Source organism: Burkholderia puraquae (assembly GCF_002099195.1).
GTDB lineage: Bacteria > Pseudomonadota > Gammaproteobacteria > Burkholderiales > Burkholderiaceae > Burkholderia > Burkholderia puraquae.
On sequence record NZ_NBYX01000025.1, the window covers coordinates 49119 to 65793 of the forward strand.

The following is a 16675-nucleotide window of genomic DNA, read 5'->3' on the forward strand; positions in this document are numbered from 1 at the left end:
TGGTCTTTCTCCCGGTTGCCGTCCGTCATTCATTTCTCGGAGTCGACGAGGCCGCGCACGAACCAGCGCTGCATCGCCAGCACGACGACGAGCGGCGGGATCATCCCCAGCAGCGTCGCCGCCATCACGTATTGCCATTCGGTCGCGGCGTCGCCGCTCGCGATCATCGTCTTGATGCCCACCACCGCCGTCGACAGCGACGCCTCCGTCGTGATCAGGATCGGCCACAGATACTGGTTCCAGCCGTAGATGAACGTGATCACGAACAGCGCCGCGATGCTCGTTTTCGACAGCGGCAGCACGACGTCCCAGAAGAAACGCAGCGCCCCGGCGCCATCGATGCGCGCGGCATCCATCAGCTCGTCGGGCAGCGTCATGAAGAACTGGCGGAACAGGAAGGTCGCGGTCGCCGAAGCGATCAGCGGCATCGTGAGCCCGGCGTACGTGTTCGTCAGGTGCAGCGTCGACACGACCTGCACGGTCGGAAAGATCCGTACTTCCACCGGCAGCATCAGCGTGATGAAGATCAGCCAGAACGCCGTGTTGCGGAACGGGAAGCGGAAATAGACGATCGCGTACGCGGACAGGATCGACACCGCGATCTTGCCGACCGCGATGCCGAGCGCCATCGCGAAACTGTTCACGAGCAGGCGGCCGAACGGCGCCGTCGTGCCGCCGCTGCCGTGCCCCCAGATGTACGCGACGTTCTCGAACAGGTGCGTGCTAGGCACGAGCGACAGCGGCACCGTGAACACTTCCTGCGCGTTCATCGTCGCCGCGCAAAACGCGACGTAGACGGGGAATACGATCAGCACGACGCCCACGATCAGCACCGCGTGGCAGAACAGGTCGAAGCCCTTGCGATTTTCGATCATGCGTATTGCACCCTGCGTTCGACGAAGCGGAACTGGATCACCGTAAGCCCGACGACGATGATCATCAGCACGACCGACTGCGCGCCCGAGCTGCCGATATCGAGCCCCTGGAAGCCCTCCGCGAAGATCTTGTAGATCAGCGTCTTCGTGCTCTGCGCCGGGCCGCCGCCGGTGGCCGCGTCGATCACCGGGAACGTGTCGAAGAACGCGTAGACGAGGTTCACGACCAGCAGGAAGAAACTGGTGGGCGACAGCAGCGGCAGCACGATGTTGAAGAAGCGCCGCACCGGCCCGGCGCCGTCGATCGCCGCCGCCTCGATCAGCGAGCGCGGGATCGCCTGCAGGCCCGCATAGAAGAACAGGAAGTTGTAGCTCACCTGCTTCCACACCGACGCCAGCACGACGAGGAACATCGCCTGGCCGCCGTTCAGCGCGTGGTTCCACACGATGCCGCTCTTCGCGAGCGCATAGGTGATCAGGCCGATGCTCGGGTTGAACAGGAACGCCCACAGCACGGCGGCGATCGTCGGTGCGACCGCGTACGGCCAGATCAGCAGCGTGCGGTACACACGCGCGCCGCGCATCACGCGATCGGCGCACGCGGCGAGCACCAGCGACACGACAAGCCCGCTCACCGTGACGAGCGAACTGAACACGAGTGTCGTGCGGAACGAATCGAGATACAGCGGATCGGCGAACAGGTGCGTGAAATTCGCGAGGCCGACGAATTCGCTCGACGTGCCGAACGCGTCCTGCATCTGCGTCGACTGCCACAGCGCGACGCCGGCCGGCCACAGGAAGAACACGGCGGTGATCGCGAGCTGCGGCGCGATCAACAGGTACGGCAACAGGCTCGTACCGAAACGGGAACGGGATTGCATCGCGGATATCCGGTCAGGCGCAACGGAAAGGTGGTCATGCCGCCGGCCGGCGCGTGCATCCGGACAGGATGCAACGCGGCCGGCGGCACGGTGCGATGCGGGCTCAGCCGCCCGACTTCTCGAAGCGGCGCAGCAGTTCGTCGCCGCGCGATGCGGCCGAATCGAGCGCGTCCTTCGGCGATTTCTTCTGCGCCCAGACCTGTTCGAACTCCTCGTCGACCACCGTGCGGATCTGCGGCATGTTGCCCAGGCGCAGCCCCTTCGTGTATGGCAGCGGCGGCTTGTTCAGCATCTGCTTGATCGCAGTTTCGGCGCTCGGGTTCTTCGCATAGAAGCCCTGCTGGCGCGTGAGGTCGTAAGCAGCGGTCGTGACCGGCAGGTAGCCCGTGTCCTGGTGCCACTTCGCGGCGACGGCCGGCGAGGCCAGGTACGCGAGGAATTTCGCGACGCCCTTGTAGGTCGCCGGATCCTTGCCGGCCAGCACCCACAGGCTCGCGCCGCCGATGATCGCGTTCTGCGGTGCGCCCTTCACGTTCGCGTCGTACGGCATCATGCCCGTGCCGTAGCTGAACTTCGCGAACTTCTGCACGTTCGCGAGCGCGCCCGACGACGTCGTCATGATCCCGCAGTCGCCGCTGTAGAACTTCGCCGATGCTTCATCCTTGCGGCCCGCGTACGTGAACGTGCCGTCCTTCGCCATCTGCTGCAGGAACGAGATGTGCGCGATCTGCTGCGGCTTGTTGAATTCGAGCACCGCGTCGGTACCGTCGAAGCCGTTGTTGCGGCTCGCGAACGGCAGCCCGTGCCAGGCGCTGTAGTTCTCGAGCTGGATCCAGCCCTGCCAGCCGGTCGTGAAGCCGCAAGCCATCCCCGACTTGCGCAGCTTCTCCGCATCGGCCTGCACGTCGGCCCACGTCTTCGGCGGCTGGTTCGGATCGAGGCCGGCCTTCTTGAACGCATCCTTGTTGTAGTACAGCACCGGCGTCGAGCTGTTGAACGGCATCGATACGAGGTGGCCCGTCTTCGCGTCGCTGTAGTAGCTCGCGATGGTCGGCACGAACGCCTTTTCGTCGAGCGGCACGCCGGCCTGCTTGAACACGTCGTAGACGGGCACGACGGCCTTCTTCGCCTGCATCATCGTGGCCGTGCCGACTTCATAGACCTGGAGGATCGCCGGCGCATTGCCGCTGCGATAGGCGGCGATGCCGGCCGCGAGCGCCTGGTCGTAGGTGCCCTTGAAGACCGGCACGATCTTGTAGTCGCTTTGCGACGCGTTGAACTGGTCGGCGATTGCGTTGACCCGCTCGCCGAGCGCGGCCTCCATCGCATGCCAGAACTGAATTTCCGTCGCGGCGAGCGCCACGTGCTGCACCCCGAACATCAGCGCGCCGCCGAGCGCGATCGAACGAACCAGTGTCCCCGCAGGCTTCTTCTTCATCGACCTCTCTCCTATGAAAACGTTACCAACAGCGTATGCAACATTCCCGCCGCCATTGAACCGGCGAAGTCTAGTGATCGTTTGTGACAGTCAGTTGTCGTTGACGACGAACAGGCGCTGATACTCCTTCAGCGCGAAGCGGTCGGTCATGCCGGCGATGTAGTGCGCGACGAGGCGCGGCTGCTGCGCGGTGTCGTCGGACTGGTACGGCGGCGGCAGCAGGCGCGGATCGTCGATGAACGCATCGAACAGCCCGGTGACGACGCGCTGCGCCTTGCTCGCCATGCGCATCACCTTGTAGTGGCGATAGAGGTTCTTGAAGAGGAAACGCTTGAGGGCGGCCGCCTGGGCGGCGACAGATTCGCTGTGCGACACGAGCGGCGGTGCGGCGCGCACGTCGTCGAGCGACGCGGGCGCGACGCGCGCGAGATTGCGTGTCGTCTCGTCGATCAGGTCGACGATCAGCGTGTTGATGATGCGGCGCACCGTCTCGTGCACGAGGCGGCGGCCTTCGAGATGCGGGAATTCGGCGAGCGCCGCCTCGTAGTGGCGCTGCCACAGCTCGACTTCCGCGAGCTGTTCGATCGTGATCAGGCCGGAACGCAGGCCGTCGTCGACGTCGTGGTTGTTGTAGGCGATCTCGTCCGCGATGTTGGCAAGCTGCGCTTCGAGCGACGGCTGGCGGCCCTGCAGGAAGCGCTCGCCGAGCGCGCCGAGCTTGCGCGCATTCTCGCGCGAGCAATGCTTCAGGATGCCTTCGCGTGTCTCGAAGCACAGGTTCAGCCCGTTGAACGCGCCGTAGTGCTCCTCGAGCTCGTCGACAACCGCCAGGCTCTGCAGGTTGTGCTCGAAGCCGCCATGCTCGCGCATGCAGGCATTCAACGCATCCTGCCCGGCATGGCCGAACGGCGTATGGCCGAGATCGTGCGCGAGCGAGATCGCCTCGACGAGATCCTCGTTCAGGCGCAGGTTGCGCGCGACCGAGCGCGCGATCTGCGCGACTTCGAGGCTGTGCGTGAGACGCGTGCGGAACAGGTCGCCTTCGTGATTGACGAAGACTTGCGTCTTGTATTCGAGCCGGCGAAACGCTGTGGAATGGACGATGCGGTCGCGGTCGCGCTGGAATTCGGTGCGCGCCGCCGGCGGTGTTTCCGGATGGCGGCGGCCGCGTGACTGCGACGCGTGTGCGGCATACGGAGCGAGATGGGCTTCCAGCGCCGCCAGCGTCGGCGGCTCGGCCACCGGCGCAGCGGATGCGCGGCCGGCTTCGGGCAGGGTGCTGCTGGATGTCTCGCTCACGTCTCCTCCATGTCAGGGGCGCCGGGGCATCCGGGCCGCCGTTAGCGGGTCGTCTGTGCCAGTGTAGCGAACACGGCTTCGTCCGGCGCCTGCGTGATCAACGTATCGCCGAATCGCTTCAGCAGGATGAACTTGATCGCGCCGGCTTCGGCCTTCTTGTCGACGCGCATCAGGTCCATATAGCGCGCGTCGCCGAGCGCGGGCCCGCGGGTCGGCAGGCGCGCGGCTGCGATCACCGCGTCGAGGCGCTGCCGCGACGCTTCGTCGAGCAGGCCGAGCCGCACCGACAGGTCGCCCGCCATCACCATCCCGCAGCCGACCGCCTCGCCGTGCAGCCACTCGCCGTAGCCGAGCCCGGCCTCGATCGCATGGCCGAACGTGTGGCCGAAGTTCAGGATCGCGCGCAGGCCGCCTTCGCGTTCGTCGGCCGCCACCACGCTCGCCTTGATCTCGCACGAGCGCTTCACCGCGTGCGCGAGCGCAGCCGGGTCGCGACGGTTCAGCGCGTCGACGTTCGCCTCGATCCAGTCGAAGAATTCCGCATCGGCGATCGCGCCGGTCTTGATGATCTCGGCGACACCGGCTGCCAGTTCGCGGTCGGGCAGGGTCGCCAGCGCGCCGATGTCCGCGATCACGGCCTGCGGCTGGTAGAACGCGCCGATCATGTTCTTGCCGAGCGGATGGTTGATGCCCGTCTTGCCGCCGACCGACGAGTCGACCTGCGACAGCAGCGTCGTCGGCACCTGGATGAACGGCACGCCGCGCATGTAGCACGCGGCCGCGAAGCCGGTCATGTCGCCGATCACGCCGCCGCCGAGCGCGACGAGCGTCGTCTTGCGGTCCGCGCGGTCGGTCAGCAGGCCATCGAAGATCAGGTTCAGCGTTTCCCAGTTCTTGTACGCCTCGCCGTCCGGCAGCACGACCGTCGACACGCGCTTGCCGAGCGGTGCAAGCGCCGCGCGCAGCGCGTCGCCGTAGAGCGGATCGACGGTGGTGTTCGTGACGATCGTGACGGACGATCCCTTGATGTGAGGCGCGAACAGCTCGGCGCGGCCGATCAGGCCGGCGCCAATGTGAATCGGATAGGCGCGGTCGCCCAGGTCGACGTTGACAGTAATCATGCTTGTAGCGGCTTGGCGACGACGCCCGCCAGTTCGAGTTGCATCAGCACCATGTTGACGAGACCGTTGACCGACGGGCGGCCGGTCTCGATGACGAAATCCGCGCATTCGCGGTACAGCGGGTCGCGCACTTCGTACAGCGCTTCGAGACGCCCCTTCGGATCTTCGGTCTGCAGCAGCGGGCGGTTCTTGTCCTTGCGCGTGCGCAGCCACAGATCGTGCGGATTGGCACGCAGGTAGACAACGATGCCGCCGCTTTTCAGGCAGTCGCGATTTTCCGGGCGCAGCACCGCGCCGCCGCCCGTTGCGAGCACGATGTTCTCGCGCTGCGTGAGATCGGCGATCACCTGCGTTTCGCGATCGCGAAACCCGGCCTCGCCCTCCAGCTCGAAGATCACCGGAATGCGCGCGCCCGTGCGGGCCTCGATTTCGTGGTCGGAGTCGAAGAACGTCCTGTCAAGACGACGCGCGACCGCACGGCCCACGGTGGTCTTACCCGCTCCCATAAGGCCGACGAAAAATACGTTTGCATGTGGGTCCCGCGCTTGCAACGGCTTCCTCTGCTTCAATCTTGCTGGTGTGTGGCGCAGCTTACTGGCAAAGCGGCTGCCTTGTCGAGCCTGCGCCGGCGGCTTCCGGCCCCGTTTTTTTGGCATCCGCGCTGCCCGTGCAGCGTGCATCGACGACGGTCGGCGTGATGAATACGACCAGTTCGCTGCGCTGGTCGCGTTGCGCGCGGTGCCGGAAAAGCGCGCCCAGAATTGGTATTTTGCCCAAGAGCGGCACGCGCGTCACATCGTTCCGCTTCAGTTGCTCATAGATCCCGCCGATCGCGACCGTCCCGCCGTTCTCGACCTCGACGCGTGTCTGTACGTGCTTCGTATGGATCGCCGGGCCGGCCGCCGTCGGCTCGCCGATGCTGTCCTTCGTCACGTCGAGGTCGAGCACCACGCGCCCGTCCGGCGTGATCTGCGGCTCGACCTCGAGCTTGAGCGTCGCCCGGCGGAACTGCACGCCGCTCACGCCGTTGCCGACCTTCGCCTGGTACGGCAGCTCCGAACCCTGTTCGACGATGGCCTTGACGCGATCGGCGGTCACCACGCGCGGACTCGAAACGATCTGGCCCCGCCCCTGCGCCTCGAGCGCGCTCAGTTCGACGTCGAGCACACGGCTGAGCGGTGCGGCGAACAGCGTGAAGCCGGCGGTCGCCGCTTCGAAGCCGCCGAGCGGCCGCGCAGCAAGGTCGAGCGCGTTGCGCGCGCCGGCCGTGAACGTGGCGCTCTCGCCCGACGGTGGCCGCTCCTGTGCCCGAAGTGCAACGCGTGCACCGAGATTACGCGAAAAACCCTGCTCGCCTTCGACGATGCGGGCCTCGATCCGGACCTGCCGCGACGGCCGGTCGATCGCATCGATCAGGCTCGCGATCTGGTCGAGACGCGGCGCGAGATCGGTGACGAACAGCAGGTTCGTGCGCGGATCGGCCGCCGCGGCGCCGCGCTTCGACAGCAGGCGCTGACCGGTCGCGCCGGCCAGCAGCCGTTGCACGTCCTGTGCGCGCGAGTAATGCAGCGCGAACGTCCGGCTCGCAAGCGGCTCCAGATCGGCGGCCCGCGCGTGCATTTCGAAGCGCTCGCGTTCGCGCGCGGCCAGCTCGGACGCCGGCGTAACCCATATCACGTTGCCCCGCCGGGACATCGCGAGCCCGTGCGTGTCGAGCAGCGTGTCGAAGGCATCCCGCCAGCGGACATTGTTCAGACGTAACGTGACGGTGCCGCGCACTTGCTCGCCGACCACGATATTGAGTCCGGTGAACCGCGCGAATGCGTCGAACGCGGCCGCGAGCCCCGCGCCCTGCAGATTCAGCGAGATCCGCCGCGCGTCGTCAGCATCGCCCGGTTGCCGCGCTGCGGCGTCGCCCATCCGGGTCGGCGGCGCCAACGGGATCGGCGGCCCCTCCAGCCCCGGTGCCGGGGTGGTGGCCTCTACCTGAAGCGCCGCGCGAGCCGCCTGGCCGAACGGCGGCGGGCCGGCCTCCGTCGATGCGGTGTTGTCCGCACCGTCCACCGTGCCTTGCGGCAACGGCAGGCCCGGCACCTGCGTATCCATCGACGCGGCAGGCCAGACGGCCGGCAGCGGCGGCAACGAGGCGCTTGCGCCCGCCGCGGTCAATCCGGCCCAGACGGCGAGTGCCCGACATCCATGCTTCGTCATGGCCGCCTCCCGTCGTCCAGCGTGACTCGGTACGCGCCGTCCGCCGTGGCGAGCGTCACGGCGACGGAATCGACTCGCACCACCCGCGCGGCCCCGAGGGCTTCGCCGGGCGCCACGGCCGTGAACGCACCGCCACCGTCGTCGAACAGCGCGAGACCGGCGCGCCCGGCGCGAATCGTGCCGGCCAGTCGGGCAGTCGCCCCCTCCGCTTCAGACGAGCCGGCTTCGCCGAACGGATCGGCGCCGGGCTCGTCGGCCAGAACCGGCGTCTCCACGCCCGTGGACGTTACCGCCGGCAACCCCGGAAACACGTCGACAGACATTTCCACGCGCGCAGCCTCCTTTTCCCGTTCGACACGCAGCGCGGTCGGTACCGCCAGCACCGGGAAACGCGCCAGCCCGCCGACCATCTGCAGCAACGCGCGAAAATCGCCGTCCGCGACGATGCGCACAGTTCGCCGGCCGTCCGGCGCCGCACCATCGGCGCGCAGCGGTTCGATCGATACACCGCGCAGCCCGCTCGACGCGGCGCGATCGGCCAGTTCCAGCATCAATGCGGCCCATTCCGGCGCACGCGACGAGCGACCGCCGTGTGCCGCCGCCGGCTGCACGTCGCGCTGCCGTGCAGCGGCGGCCAGCACACGCTGCGCGTCGGCCTCACGCATCTGCGCCGCTGCCAGTAACGCGCGGCTGTGCGCGAGCCCGCTCCAGTCGGCGGCATTCGCCAGATGAATGCCGCCCACCAGCACGGCCGCGAACGCGAGCACACAGCCTGCGATGTGTGCAGCAGCCGGCGACACGCGCCGCATGCCGCCCAACCATCCGTCGCCGCGCAAAGCGGGCCGATGCGCGAGCGCCGTCATGCGCCACCTCCCGATGCCTTCCGGGACGGCATCGCGTCGTGCCAGCGCAGCTGGACCGAGAACCGGAACGGCATCCCGCCCGTCGTGACCGGAGCATCCGAAGCAGGCTTCAACGCATCGATATCGATCCGCCAGCCACGCTGCTCGCGCGCCATCCCCGCGAGCCATCGCGCGGCCGCCCGGTAGCTCGCGGCGCGCGCATCGAGCACGGCACCGGCCGACGTCGTACGCAGCGCGTCGAGCCGGACGGTACCGTCACGCACCTGCGCCATGGTGGCCAGCAGCCCCGCGACGTGCCGGTAAGGCACGGCAAGCGCGGCCGCCTGCGCGTCGCGCTGCGCGGCGACGGTCGCTGCCTTGGCGGTGCGCGTCGCGGCTCCCACCTGCGGCTGCAACTGCCGCAACCGCGCCTCCACGCCTGCGCGCTCGGCATCCACGCGCCACCGCGCCCCGGAGGCGGCGCCCGTCCACAGGCCGGCGCCAAGCACGCCGAACAGTATCGCCGTACCGCACTGTACGGCCCGACGACGTCGCAACGCCTGCGCCAGCCGCTCGCGGTACGGCATCAGGTTGAAGCCGCCCGGCTCCACGCGACAGGCCGTCATTCCCACACCCCGCGCAATGCCAGCCCGAATGCGACGGCCCATGCCGGGCCGCCCGGCATGCCGGCGGGCGGACACGGTTGCCCGCTCCAGCCCGTGCAGTCGAACGACACCGCAACCGCGCCGAGCACGTCGCCGAGATCGGCGACGGACGTATCGAAGCGAGCGATACACCGCTCGTCCCCGGCCACGAGTACGCAGCACACGGCCCCGAGCGCGCGCTGGCGCAATGCATCGGAAAACGCTCCGGGCACGGCGCCGGACAGCGTCAGCACCGGTACGGCCAACGGGCCGTCGATTCGCCAGCCGTGCACGCCCGCGTCATGGAACCAGAGCGCCGCGCAGGAGCCCGCCTGCGCGGCGGGTTCGAATTGCGCGGCATAGCGCAACGCGCGCAGCGCCGCGGCCGACTCGCCGTCGACCACCGTCAGGTCGACGCCGGCCTGTGCAGCCACGTCGATCCGCCGTTCGAGCAGCGCCAGCGGGGCCACGGCAACCTCGATCTCGCCCGCCCCCGCGCCGCCATCCTGCCGCCAGTCGAATGCGAGACTGTCCGGCGCCAACCCCGAGATGCGTTCGGCCGCCTGCCGCGCGGCGTCCTCGATGTCGACCCGTCCGGCCAGATCGAGCATCGCGGTGCGCACCTCGTCATCGCGCAACGCCATTACGCCGCGCGCGTCACTCCGAACGTCGGCCGCCGACAGCCTCGACACGGCTGCGGCCAGCGCACGCGCAACCGCCGCCCAGCGCGCATCCTCCGGCCCGCCCGCCAACCCGACCGGCTCCCGCTCGAGCCCCTCGACGCACACCTCCGCGCCCCGGCCGCGCCGGCTCAGCACGACCACCCTCACCTCGTCCGCACCAACGTCGATTCCTGTCGACCGGTGCCCGCCCTGCGCAAACCGCGCTCCCCATCGTCCCGCCATCCCAACCTCCCGAGATCGTCGCGGCCCACGCCGCGCTTCCGAGACCTGATTCTGCAAAGCGGCGCGGGTGACCGACAGTCGGCCTAACGGCCAGCACCCGCTCGCGACGGCCGCGCGCGGGCTATGCTGGAAGTACGCCAGCCCGCGACTTCGCGGCGGGCGCCCCCCGCGTCAGGACCGGTCTTACCGGGCAGCTATAATCGCGGGACTGTTTTCCGGTATGCCTATGCAATCCACGACTCCTACGTCCCCGCCTCCTGCCCCGGAGCCGAAGAAGCGGCCCTGGTGGCAAAAAGTCCTGCTCGGATTCGCCACGATGTGCGTGGCTCTCGTCGTGGCCGGCGGCCTCGTGCTCGGCTACGCGCTCGTCGTCGCGTGGCCGAACATGCCGTCGCTCGACGCGCTGACCGACTATCGCCCGAAGGTGCCGCTGCGCATCTATACGTCCGATCACGTGCTGATCGGCGAATTCGGCGAAGAGCGCCGCGACGTCGTCCATTTCAAGGACGTGCCCGACTCGCTGAAGAAGGCGATCCTCGCGATCGAGGACGCACGCTTCTACGATCACGGCGGTGTCGACCTCACCGGCATCGTCCGCGCCGGCTTCGTCGCGCTGACGAACGGCCATGCGTCGCAGGGTGCGAGCACGATCACGATGCAGGTCGCGCGCAACTTCTTCCTGTCGAGCGAGAAGACCTACACGCGCAAGATCTACGAGATGCTGCTCGCGTACCGGATCGAGCGTGCGCTGACGAAGGATCAGATTCTCGAGGTCTACATGAATCAGATCTATCTCGGCCAGCGCGCGTACGGCTTCGCGAGCGCCGCACGGGTCTACTTCGGCAAGGACCTGAAGGACATCACGCTGGCCGAAGCCGCGATGCTCGCCGGGCTGCCGAAGGCGCCGTCCGCGTACAACCCGGTCGTGAACCCGAAGCGTGCGAAGGTGCGCCAGGAATACATCCTGCAGCGGATGCTCGAGCTGAACTTCATCTCGCGCGAGCAGTACGACGAGGCCGTTGCACAGCCGCTCGTCGTCAAGGGTCCGGGCCGCGATTTCAGCGTGCATGCCGAGTACGTCGCGGAAATGGTCCGACAAATGATGTACGCGCAGTACCGTGAGGAAACCTACACGCGCGGCTTCAACGTCGTCACGACGCTCGACTCCGCGGATCAGCAGGTCGCGTACACCGCGCTGCGCAGGGGCATCATGGATTACGAACGCCGGCACGGCTATCGGGGGCCGGAAGGCTTCATCGAGCTGCCGGCCGGCGCCGACGACCGCGAACAGGCGATCGACGATGCACTGCTCGAGCACCCCGACAACGGCGAGCTGATCGCCGCGGTCGTCACGGCCGCCAGCCCGCGCCAGATCACGGTTGCGTTCATCGACGGCAGCAATGCGACGATCGAAGGCGACAACCTGCGCTTCGCGTCAGGCGCGCTGTCGGCCAATGCGCAGCCGAATCGCCGCATCCGCCCGGGCGCGATCGTCCGCGTCGTGAAGAACGACGCCGGCAAATGGTCGATCACGCAGTTGCCGCAGGTTGAGGGAGCGTTCCTGTCGATCGTCCCGCAGGACGGTGCGATCCGCTCGCTCGTCGGCGGCTTCGACTACAACAAGAACAAGTTCAACCACGTCACGCAGGCGTGGCGGCAGCCGGGTTCGTCGTTCAAGCCGTTCATCTATTCGGCGTCGCTCGACAAGGGCCTCGGGCCGGCAACCGTGATCAACGACGGCCCGCTGTATTTCAGCGCGGCCGAAACGGGCGGCCAGCCGTGGGAGCCGAAGAACTACGGCGGCGGCTTCGAAGGCCCGATGTCGATGCGCACTGCGCTGCAGCGTTCGCGCAACCTCGTGTCGATCCGGATCCTGAACCACATCGGCACGAAGTACGCGCAGCAGTACATCACGCGCTTCGGCTTCGATGCCGAACGCCATCCGGCCTACCTGCCGATGGCACTCGGCGCGGGCCAGGTCACGCCGCTGCAGATGGCGGGCGCGTACTCGGTATTCGCGAACGGCGGCTACCGCGTCAATCCGTACCTGATCGCCGAAGTCACCGATCCGAACGGCGCGATCGTCGCGCGCGCGCAGCCGCTCGTCGCCGAGCAGAACGCGCCGCGCGCGATCGACGCACGCAACGCGTACGTGATGAACAGCTTGCTGCAGAGCGTCGCGCAGCGCGGCACGGGCGCACGCACCAACGTGCTGAAGCGCACCGACCTCGCGGGCAAGACCGGCACGACGAACGATTCGCACGACGCGTGGTTCGCCGGCTACCAGCACACGCTCGCCGCGATCGCGTGGATCGGCTACGACAATCCGCGCAGCCTCGGCGATCGCGAAACGGGCGGCGGCCTGTCGCTGCCGGTCTGGATCGACTACATGGGCGCCGCGCTCAAGGGCGTGCCCGAGTTCAAGCCGACGGTGCCGGACGGCGTCGAATCGCTCGGCGGCGAGCTGTACTTCACCGAGTTCGCGCCGGGTCACGGCTTCGTGTCGACGGTCGGCGTCCCGCAGGCACCGGCCGCGCAGAACGTCGACGCAACCGTGCCGCACGTCGACGAGCAGGAAAAGCAGGACATCATGAACCTGTTCGCGCACTGATCACCGGCCCGGACATGAAAAAAGCGCCCCAGCGGGGCGCTTTTTCTTTGGGTCACGCGTCGGGGCCGAGCCCCGATCGTCACGCGCTGAACGTGATCGGCAGGCCGGCCTGCCGCGTCGCGTATTCGGTGAGCGCCGAGAAAAACTCGGTGCCCGTGCGCGTATCGCGCCATTCGCCGTCGATGAAACGGTAGTGGAAACCGCCCGCCTTCGCGGCGATCCACACCTCCTTCATCGGCGGCTGCAGATTGACGATGATCTTCGAGCCGTTCTCGAACGTCAGCGTCAGGACGCTGCCGTTGCGCTCCAGATCGATGTCGTGATCGCCGTCGTTGGCGTCGTCGACGGTACGCTCGACGGCCGCCAGCACGGCCTCGGCACGGGTCAGGTATTCGGTATCGGACATGCTAAACTCTATCGGTTCAATTGTTCAGGGACGATCATGCGAGTCGTTTTCCGGATGAGCGCGATTGTAGCGGCTTTGGCGATTCTTGCCGGCTGCGGTCAAAGCGGCGCGCTCTATCTGCCCACCGTGCCTCCGATGCCCAAGCCACTCCAGCAGCAGGACACGCCGCCGTCGGACGTGAAGCCGACCGATGAAAACGCGTCGTCCGACAGTGTGCCCGATTCGTCCGGCACGCCGCTCACGCTGTCGCCCGAATTGTCGAGCGGGGTATCGACCATGCCCGCACCGGCGTCGGGCCCGGCCGTCGCGAAATAACGACGCGCCGCCTGCACGGCTCACGAAACAAGGCGATGACTGCCCGGTCATCGCCTTTTTTTCAGGCTGCGCCGTCACGCGCGCACACGCCGCCACCCCCACGCAGCCAGCCGCCAGCCGAGCAATGCGGCGATGATCGCCGCATAAAGCTTCGGCTGCGCGAGATCATGCTTGCCGGCCCTCATCCACCAGAAGTGCAGCACGCCGAACAGCGCGATCGCGTAGATCGCGCTATGCAGCCGCGCCCAGTGGCGGCCGAGCCGGCGCACCATCGCGCGCGGCGACGTTGCCGCGAGCGGAATCAGCAGCACGAACGCGGCGAAACCGACCGTGATGAACGGGCGCTTGCCCACGTCCTTCAGGATCGCGACGACGTCGAACCACTTGTCGAACCACAAGTAAGTCGTGAAGTGCAGCGTCGCGTAAAAGAACGCGAACAGTCCGATCATCCGGCGAAAGCGTAGCAGCGTGGCGAACCCCGTCATGCGGCGCAGCGGCGTGACGGCGAGCGTGACGCACAGCATCACGAGCGTCCAGAGGCCCGTCGAGCGCGTGATGAACTCGATCGGATTCGCGCCGAGCCGGTCGGTCAGCCCGAACAGCACGAGGCGCGCGAGCGGATAAAGGCCGGCCGCGAAAACCAGCACCTTGGCCGGCACGAGCCAGCGCGGTGCGGCGGAACGGACCGCACCGGCCCGCGCGGCACGTGCAGCCGGGCCGGCGCCGGCTGTGGGCGCGGCCGTCAGCGTCGAAGGGGGCATGTCGTTTCTCACCGTTGCCCTCAGAAATTCTTCTTCAGGTCCATGCCGTGATACATCGACGCGACCAGATCGCCGTAGCCGTTGAACATCAGCGTCTTGCGTTTCGGCGTGAAAAAGCCGTCCTCGCCGATGCGCCGCTCGGTCGCCTGGCTCCAGCGCGGATGATCGACGTTCGGGTTCACGTTCGAATAAAAACCGTACTCGTTCGATGCGTACGTGTTCCAGCTCGTCTGCGGCTGCTTGTCGACGAAGCGGATCTTCACGAGCGACTTCGCGCTCTTGAAGCCGTACTTCCACGGCACGACGATACGCACCGGCGCGCCGTTCTGGTTCGGCAGCACCTGCCCGTAGACGCCCATCGTCAGCAGCGTCAGCGGATTCATCGCCTCGTCCATCCGCAGCCCTTCCGAGTACGGCCAGTCGAGTACAGGTGTCGAGAGGCCGGGCATCTGCGACGGATCGGCCAGCGTGACGAACTGCACGTATTTCGCGTTGCCGGTCGGCTGCACGCGCTTGATCAGCTCGGACAGCGGCACGCCGATCCACGGGATCACCATCGACCATCCCTCGACGCAGCGCAACCGGTACACGCGCTCCTCGAGCGGCGCGAGCTTCAGCAGTTCGTCGAGATCGAACACCTTCGGATGCAGCACCTCACCCTCGACGCTCACGCGCCACGGACGCGGCCGCAACGTGCCGGCGTTCTGCGCGGGGTCACTCTTGTCGGTGCCGAATTCGTAGAAGTTGTTGTAGGACGTGATGTCCTTGAACGGCGTCACCTTGTCGGCCGCGACGAACTTCGGATTCGTCTTCGCCGCGAGCTTCGCGGCCCGCGCATCCGGCGACGCATAGGCGGCAAATGCCGCGCCGCTGGCACCGAGCAGCCCGCCCGCCGCCGCGAGGCCGGCCGCTTGCAATACGCGCCGCCGATTCTCGAAGACCGCACGCGGCGTGATTTCGCCGGGCGCAATATCGCCGCCGGTCAGTACGTTCCGCAAAGGGCTTTTGATCCACATCGTGCTGCTCCTCCTGCATGCGCCGCGCGCAGCTTCATGAGCGTTCGACCCGACCCGTCGTGCGCCGTTCGACGCCCGGGCCGCCCGCCCGTTACAAAAGAAAACCGCCGGGCACGCAGTGCACCGGCGGTCTCATAGTCGGACGAACAGCGGAAATCTTACAGCTTGCCGTAGCTGTGCAGCCCGGACAGGAACATATTGACGCCGAGGAACGCGAAGGTCGTCACGAGCAGGCCCGTGAGCGCCCACCATGCGGCCACCGTGCCGCGCAGGCCCTTCATCAGGCGCATGTGCAGCCACGCCGCGTAGTTGAGCCACACGATCAGTGCCCAGGTTTCCTTCGGGTCCCAGCTCCAGTAGCCGCCCCATGCCTCGGCCGCCCAAAGCGCGCCAAGGATCGTCGCGATCGTGAAAAACGCGAAACCGACCGCGATCGACTTGTACATCACGTCGTCGAGCACCTCGAGCGTCGGCAGGCGATCGGCAAGCACGCCGCGCTGCTTCATCAGGTACGCGACCGACACCATCGCCGACAGCGCGAAGCTGCCGTAGCCAATGAAGTTCGCCGGCACGTGGATCTTCATCCACCAGCTCTGCAGCGCCGGCACGAGCGGCTGGATCTGCTGAGCGTCGCGCGCGACCGAGTACCACATCAGGAAGCCCACCGCCGCACTGATCACCAGCAGCACGAACGCGCCGAGCGAACGCGTGCCGTAGTGCCCCTCGTAATACAGATAGAGCAGCGCGGTGATCAGGCTGAACAGCACGAACACTTCATACAGGTTCGAAACGGGGATATGCCCGACGTCCGCACCGATCAGGTAGGACTCGTACCAGCGCACCATCAGCCCCGTGAAGCCCATCAGCACGGCAACCCACGTGAGCTTCTGGCCGATCGCGGAGCCCGAGTCCGAGCGCGCGAGCAAGCCGATCCAGTAGAAGATTGTCGCGAGCACGAACAGCGCGCTCATCCACAGGATCGCCGACTGGCTCGACAGGAAGTACTTGAGGAAGAACGCCGAATCGGCGCGCGCAAGATCGCCCTGGTAGATCTGGATCGACAGCAGCGCCAGCACGGCAATCGACGCCATCATCAGCCGCGCGGGTTTCCAGCGCCAGCCGAGCGCGATGAGCGCCGGCACGGTGCCGATCATCACCGCCTTGTCGTAGTAATCCATGTGCGCGTTGTAGTGCACGAACGCATAGCCTGCGCCCACCACGAGCGCCAGTGCGAACAGCCAGTCGAACAGCGACAGGCGCGCGAAGAACGGACGATCGTCGAACAGCGGCGCCGTAACCGGAGCCTGGGCCGACGCCCGATGGGAAGAGGAAACTTGCGTGAGATCCATG

At 67.3% G+C, this 16675-nt stretch carries 16 protein-coding genes; 2 read left to right on the forward strand and 14 right to left on the reverse strand.

Going from position 1 to position 16675, the window contains the following annotated elements:
• Positions 1 to 29: 29 nt before the first annotated feature.
• The 10 genes from ugpE to B7G54_RS32235 all read right to left on the reverse strand — a co-directional run bounded on the left by ugpE (position 30) and on the right by B7G54_RS32235 (position 10216).
• Complete coding sequence (gene ugpE, locus B7G54_RS32190; protein ID WP_085042806.1) at positions 30 to 875, reverse strand: sn-glycerol-3-phosphate ABC transporter permease UgpE; 846 nt, start codon at positions 873 to 875, stop codon at positions 30 to 32.
• Positions 872 to 1756, reverse strand: coding sequence for a sn-glycerol-3-phosphate ABC transporter permease UgpA (gene ugpA, locus B7G54_RS32195; RefSeq protein ID WP_085042807.1), 885 nt, complete (start codon positions 1754 to 1756; stop codon positions 872 to 874). Before ugpA ends, ugpE begins: the two co-directional genes overlap by 4 nt.
• A gap of 103 nt (positions 1757 to 1859) precedes the next feature.
• Positions 1860 to 3194, reverse strand: a complete 1335-nt coding sequence (ugpB, locus tag B7G54_RS32200; protein WP_085042808.1) for a sn-glycerol-3-phosphate ABC transporter substrate-binding protein UgpB — start codon at positions 3192 to 3194, stop codon at positions 1860 to 1862.
• A 90-nt stretch (positions 3195 to 3284) separates the two neighbouring features.
• Positions 3285 to 4493 carry a deoxyguanosinetriphosphate triphosphohydrolase gene (locus B7G54_RS32205; RefSeq protein ID WP_085042809.1) on the reverse strand — a complete coding sequence of 403 codons (1209 nt, stop codon included), beginning with the start codon at positions 4491 to 4493 and terminating at the stop codon, positions 3285 to 3287.
• A gap of 41 nt (positions 4494 to 4534) precedes the next feature.
• On the reverse strand, positions 4535 to 5614 hold the full coding sequence (gene aroB / locus B7G54_RS32210; RefSeq protein ID WP_085042810.1) for a 3-dehydroquinate synthase: 1080 nt from the start codon (positions 5612 to 5614) through the stop codon (positions 4535 to 4537).
• Positions 5611 to 6165, reverse strand: a complete 555-nt coding sequence (locus tag B7G54_RS32215) for a shikimate kinase (protein WP_085042811.1) — start codon at positions 6163 to 6165, stop codon at positions 5611 to 5613. The genes aroB and B7G54_RS32215 overlap by 4 nt, the downstream gene beginning before the upstream one ends.
• Before the next feature lie 40 nt (positions 6166 to 6205).
• Positions 6206 to 7825: a type IV pilus secretin PilQ gene (locus B7G54_RS32220; RefSeq protein ID WP_085042812.1), complete on the reverse strand. Its 1620-nt coding sequence runs from the start codon at positions 7823 to 7825 to the stop codon at positions 6206 to 6208.
• Positions 7822 to 8688 carry a pilus assembly protein gene (locus tag B7G54_RS32225; protein ID WP_085042813.1) on the reverse strand — a complete coding sequence of 289 codons (867 nt, stop codon included), beginning with the start codon at positions 8686 to 8688 and terminating at the stop codon, positions 7822 to 7824. The genes B7G54_RS32220 and B7G54_RS32225 overlap by 4 nt, the downstream gene beginning before the upstream one ends.
• A complete protein-coding gene (locus B7G54_RS32230; RefSeq protein ID WP_085042814.1) occupies positions 8685 to 9293 on the reverse strand; it encodes a fimbrial protein in 609 nt (202 codons plus the stop codon). Before B7G54_RS32230 ends, B7G54_RS32225 begins: the two co-directional genes overlap by 4 nt.
• Positions 9290 to 10216, reverse strand: coding sequence for a type IV pilus biogenesis protein PilM (locus B7G54_RS32235; RefSeq protein ID WP_085042815.1), 927 nt, complete (start codon positions 10214 to 10216; stop codon positions 9290 to 9292). The genes B7G54_RS32230 and B7G54_RS32235 overlap by 4 nt, the downstream gene beginning before the upstream one ends.
• Positions 10217 to 10442: 226 nt before the next feature.
• Here B7G54_RS32235 and B7G54_RS32240 point away from each other — a divergent pair, with 226 nt between their 5' ends.
• Complete coding sequence (locus tag B7G54_RS32240; protein ID WP_106409050.1) at positions 10443 to 12827, forward strand: penicillin-binding protein 1A; 2385 nt, start codon at positions 10443 to 10445, stop codon at positions 12825 to 12827.
• A 79-nt stretch (positions 12828 to 12906) separates the two neighbouring features.
• Here the strand turns inward: B7G54_RS32240 and cyaY are convergent, their stop codons facing one another.
• A complete protein-coding gene (gene cyaY, locus B7G54_RS32245; protein WP_085042817.1) occupies positions 12907 to 13233 on the reverse strand; it encodes an iron donor protein CyaY in 327 nt (108 codons plus the stop codon).
• A 36-nt stretch (positions 13234 to 13269) separates the two neighbouring features.
• On the opposite strand from cyaY, the gene lptM reads away from it, so the two are divergent.
• A complete protein-coding gene (gene lptM, locus B7G54_RS32250; protein ID WP_085042818.1) occupies positions 13270 to 13548 on the forward strand; it encodes an LPS translocon maturation chaperone LptM in 279 nt (92 codons plus the stop codon).
• Positions 13549 to 13622: 74 nt separating this feature from the next.
• On the opposite strand, the gene msrQ is transcribed toward lptM, so the two are convergent.
• From msrQ to ccsB, 3 genes are all read right to left on the reverse strand, one after another.
• Positions 13623 to 14309, reverse strand: a complete 687-nt coding sequence (msrQ, locus tag B7G54_RS32255) for a protein-methionine-sulfoxide reductase heme-binding subunit MsrQ (protein ID WP_085042819.1) — start codon at positions 14307 to 14309, stop codon at positions 13623 to 13625.
• 20 nt (positions 14310 to 14329) lie between these two features.
• A complete protein-coding gene (msrP, locus tag B7G54_RS32260; protein ID WP_085042820.1) occupies positions 14330 to 15325 on the reverse strand; it encodes a protein-methionine-sulfoxide reductase catalytic subunit MsrP in 996 nt (331 codons plus the stop codon).
• A 158-nt stretch (positions 15326 to 15483) separates the two neighbouring features.
• A complete protein-coding gene (gene ccsB / locus B7G54_RS32265) occupies positions 15484 to 16674 on the reverse strand; it encodes a c-type cytochrome biogenesis protein CcsB (protein ID WP_085042821.1) in 1191 nt (396 codons plus the stop codon).
• Position 16675 lies beyond the last annotated feature (1 nt).

Coding starts and splice junctions, on each gene's coding strand:
- msrQ (WP_085042819.1), bottom strand. CDS start 14,309: ATGCCCCCTTCGACGCTGACGGCCGCGCCCACAGCCGGCGCCGGCCCG.
- ugpB (WP_085042808.1), bottom strand. CDS start 3,194: ATGAAGAAGAAGCCTGCGGGGACACTGGTTCGTTCGATCGCGCTCGGC.
- cyaY (WP_085042817.1), bottom strand. CDS start 13,233: ATGTCCGATACCGAATACCTGACCCGTGCCGAGGCCGTGCTGGCGGCC.
- lptM (WP_085042818.1), top strand. CDS start 13,270: ATGCGAGTCGTTTTCCGGATGAGCGCGATTGTAGCGGCTTTGGCGATT.
- B7G54_RS32220 (WP_085042812.1), bottom strand. CDS start 7,825: ATGACGAAGCATGGATGTCGGGCACTCGCCGTCTGGGCCGGATTGACC.
- msrP (WP_085042820.1), bottom strand. CDS start 15,325: ATGTGGATCAAAAGCCCTTTGCGGAACGTACTGACCGGCGGCGATATT.
- B7G54_RS32240 (WP_106409050.1), top strand. CDS start 10,443: ATGCAATCCACGACTCCTACGTCCCCGCCTCCTGCCCCGGAGCCGAAG.
- B7G54_RS32230 (WP_085042814.1), bottom strand. CDS start 9,293: ATGACGGCCTGTCGCGTGGAGCCGGGCGGCTTCAACCTGATGCCGTAC.
- ugpE (WP_085042806.1), bottom strand. CDS start 875: ATGATCGAAAATCGCAAGGGCTTCGACCTGTTCTGCCACGCGGTGCTG.
- ccsB (WP_085042821.1), bottom strand. CDS start 16,674: ATGGATCTCACGCAAGTTTCCTCTTCCCATCGGGCGTCGGCCCAGGCT.
- aroB (WP_085042810.1), bottom strand. CDS start 5,614: ATGATTACTGTCAACGTCGACCTGGGCGACCGCGCCTATCCGATTCAC.
- B7G54_RS32225 (WP_085042813.1), bottom strand. CDS start 8,688: ATGACGGCGCTCGCGCATCGGCCCGCTTTGCGCGGCGACGGATGGTTG.
- B7G54_RS32235 (WP_085042815.1), bottom strand. CDS start 10,216: ATGGCGGGACGATGGGGAGCGCGGTTTGCGCAGGGCGGGCACCGGTCG.
- ugpA (WP_085042807.1), bottom strand. CDS start 1,756: ATGCAATCCCGTTCCCGTTTCGGTACGAGCCTGTTGCCGTACCTGTTG.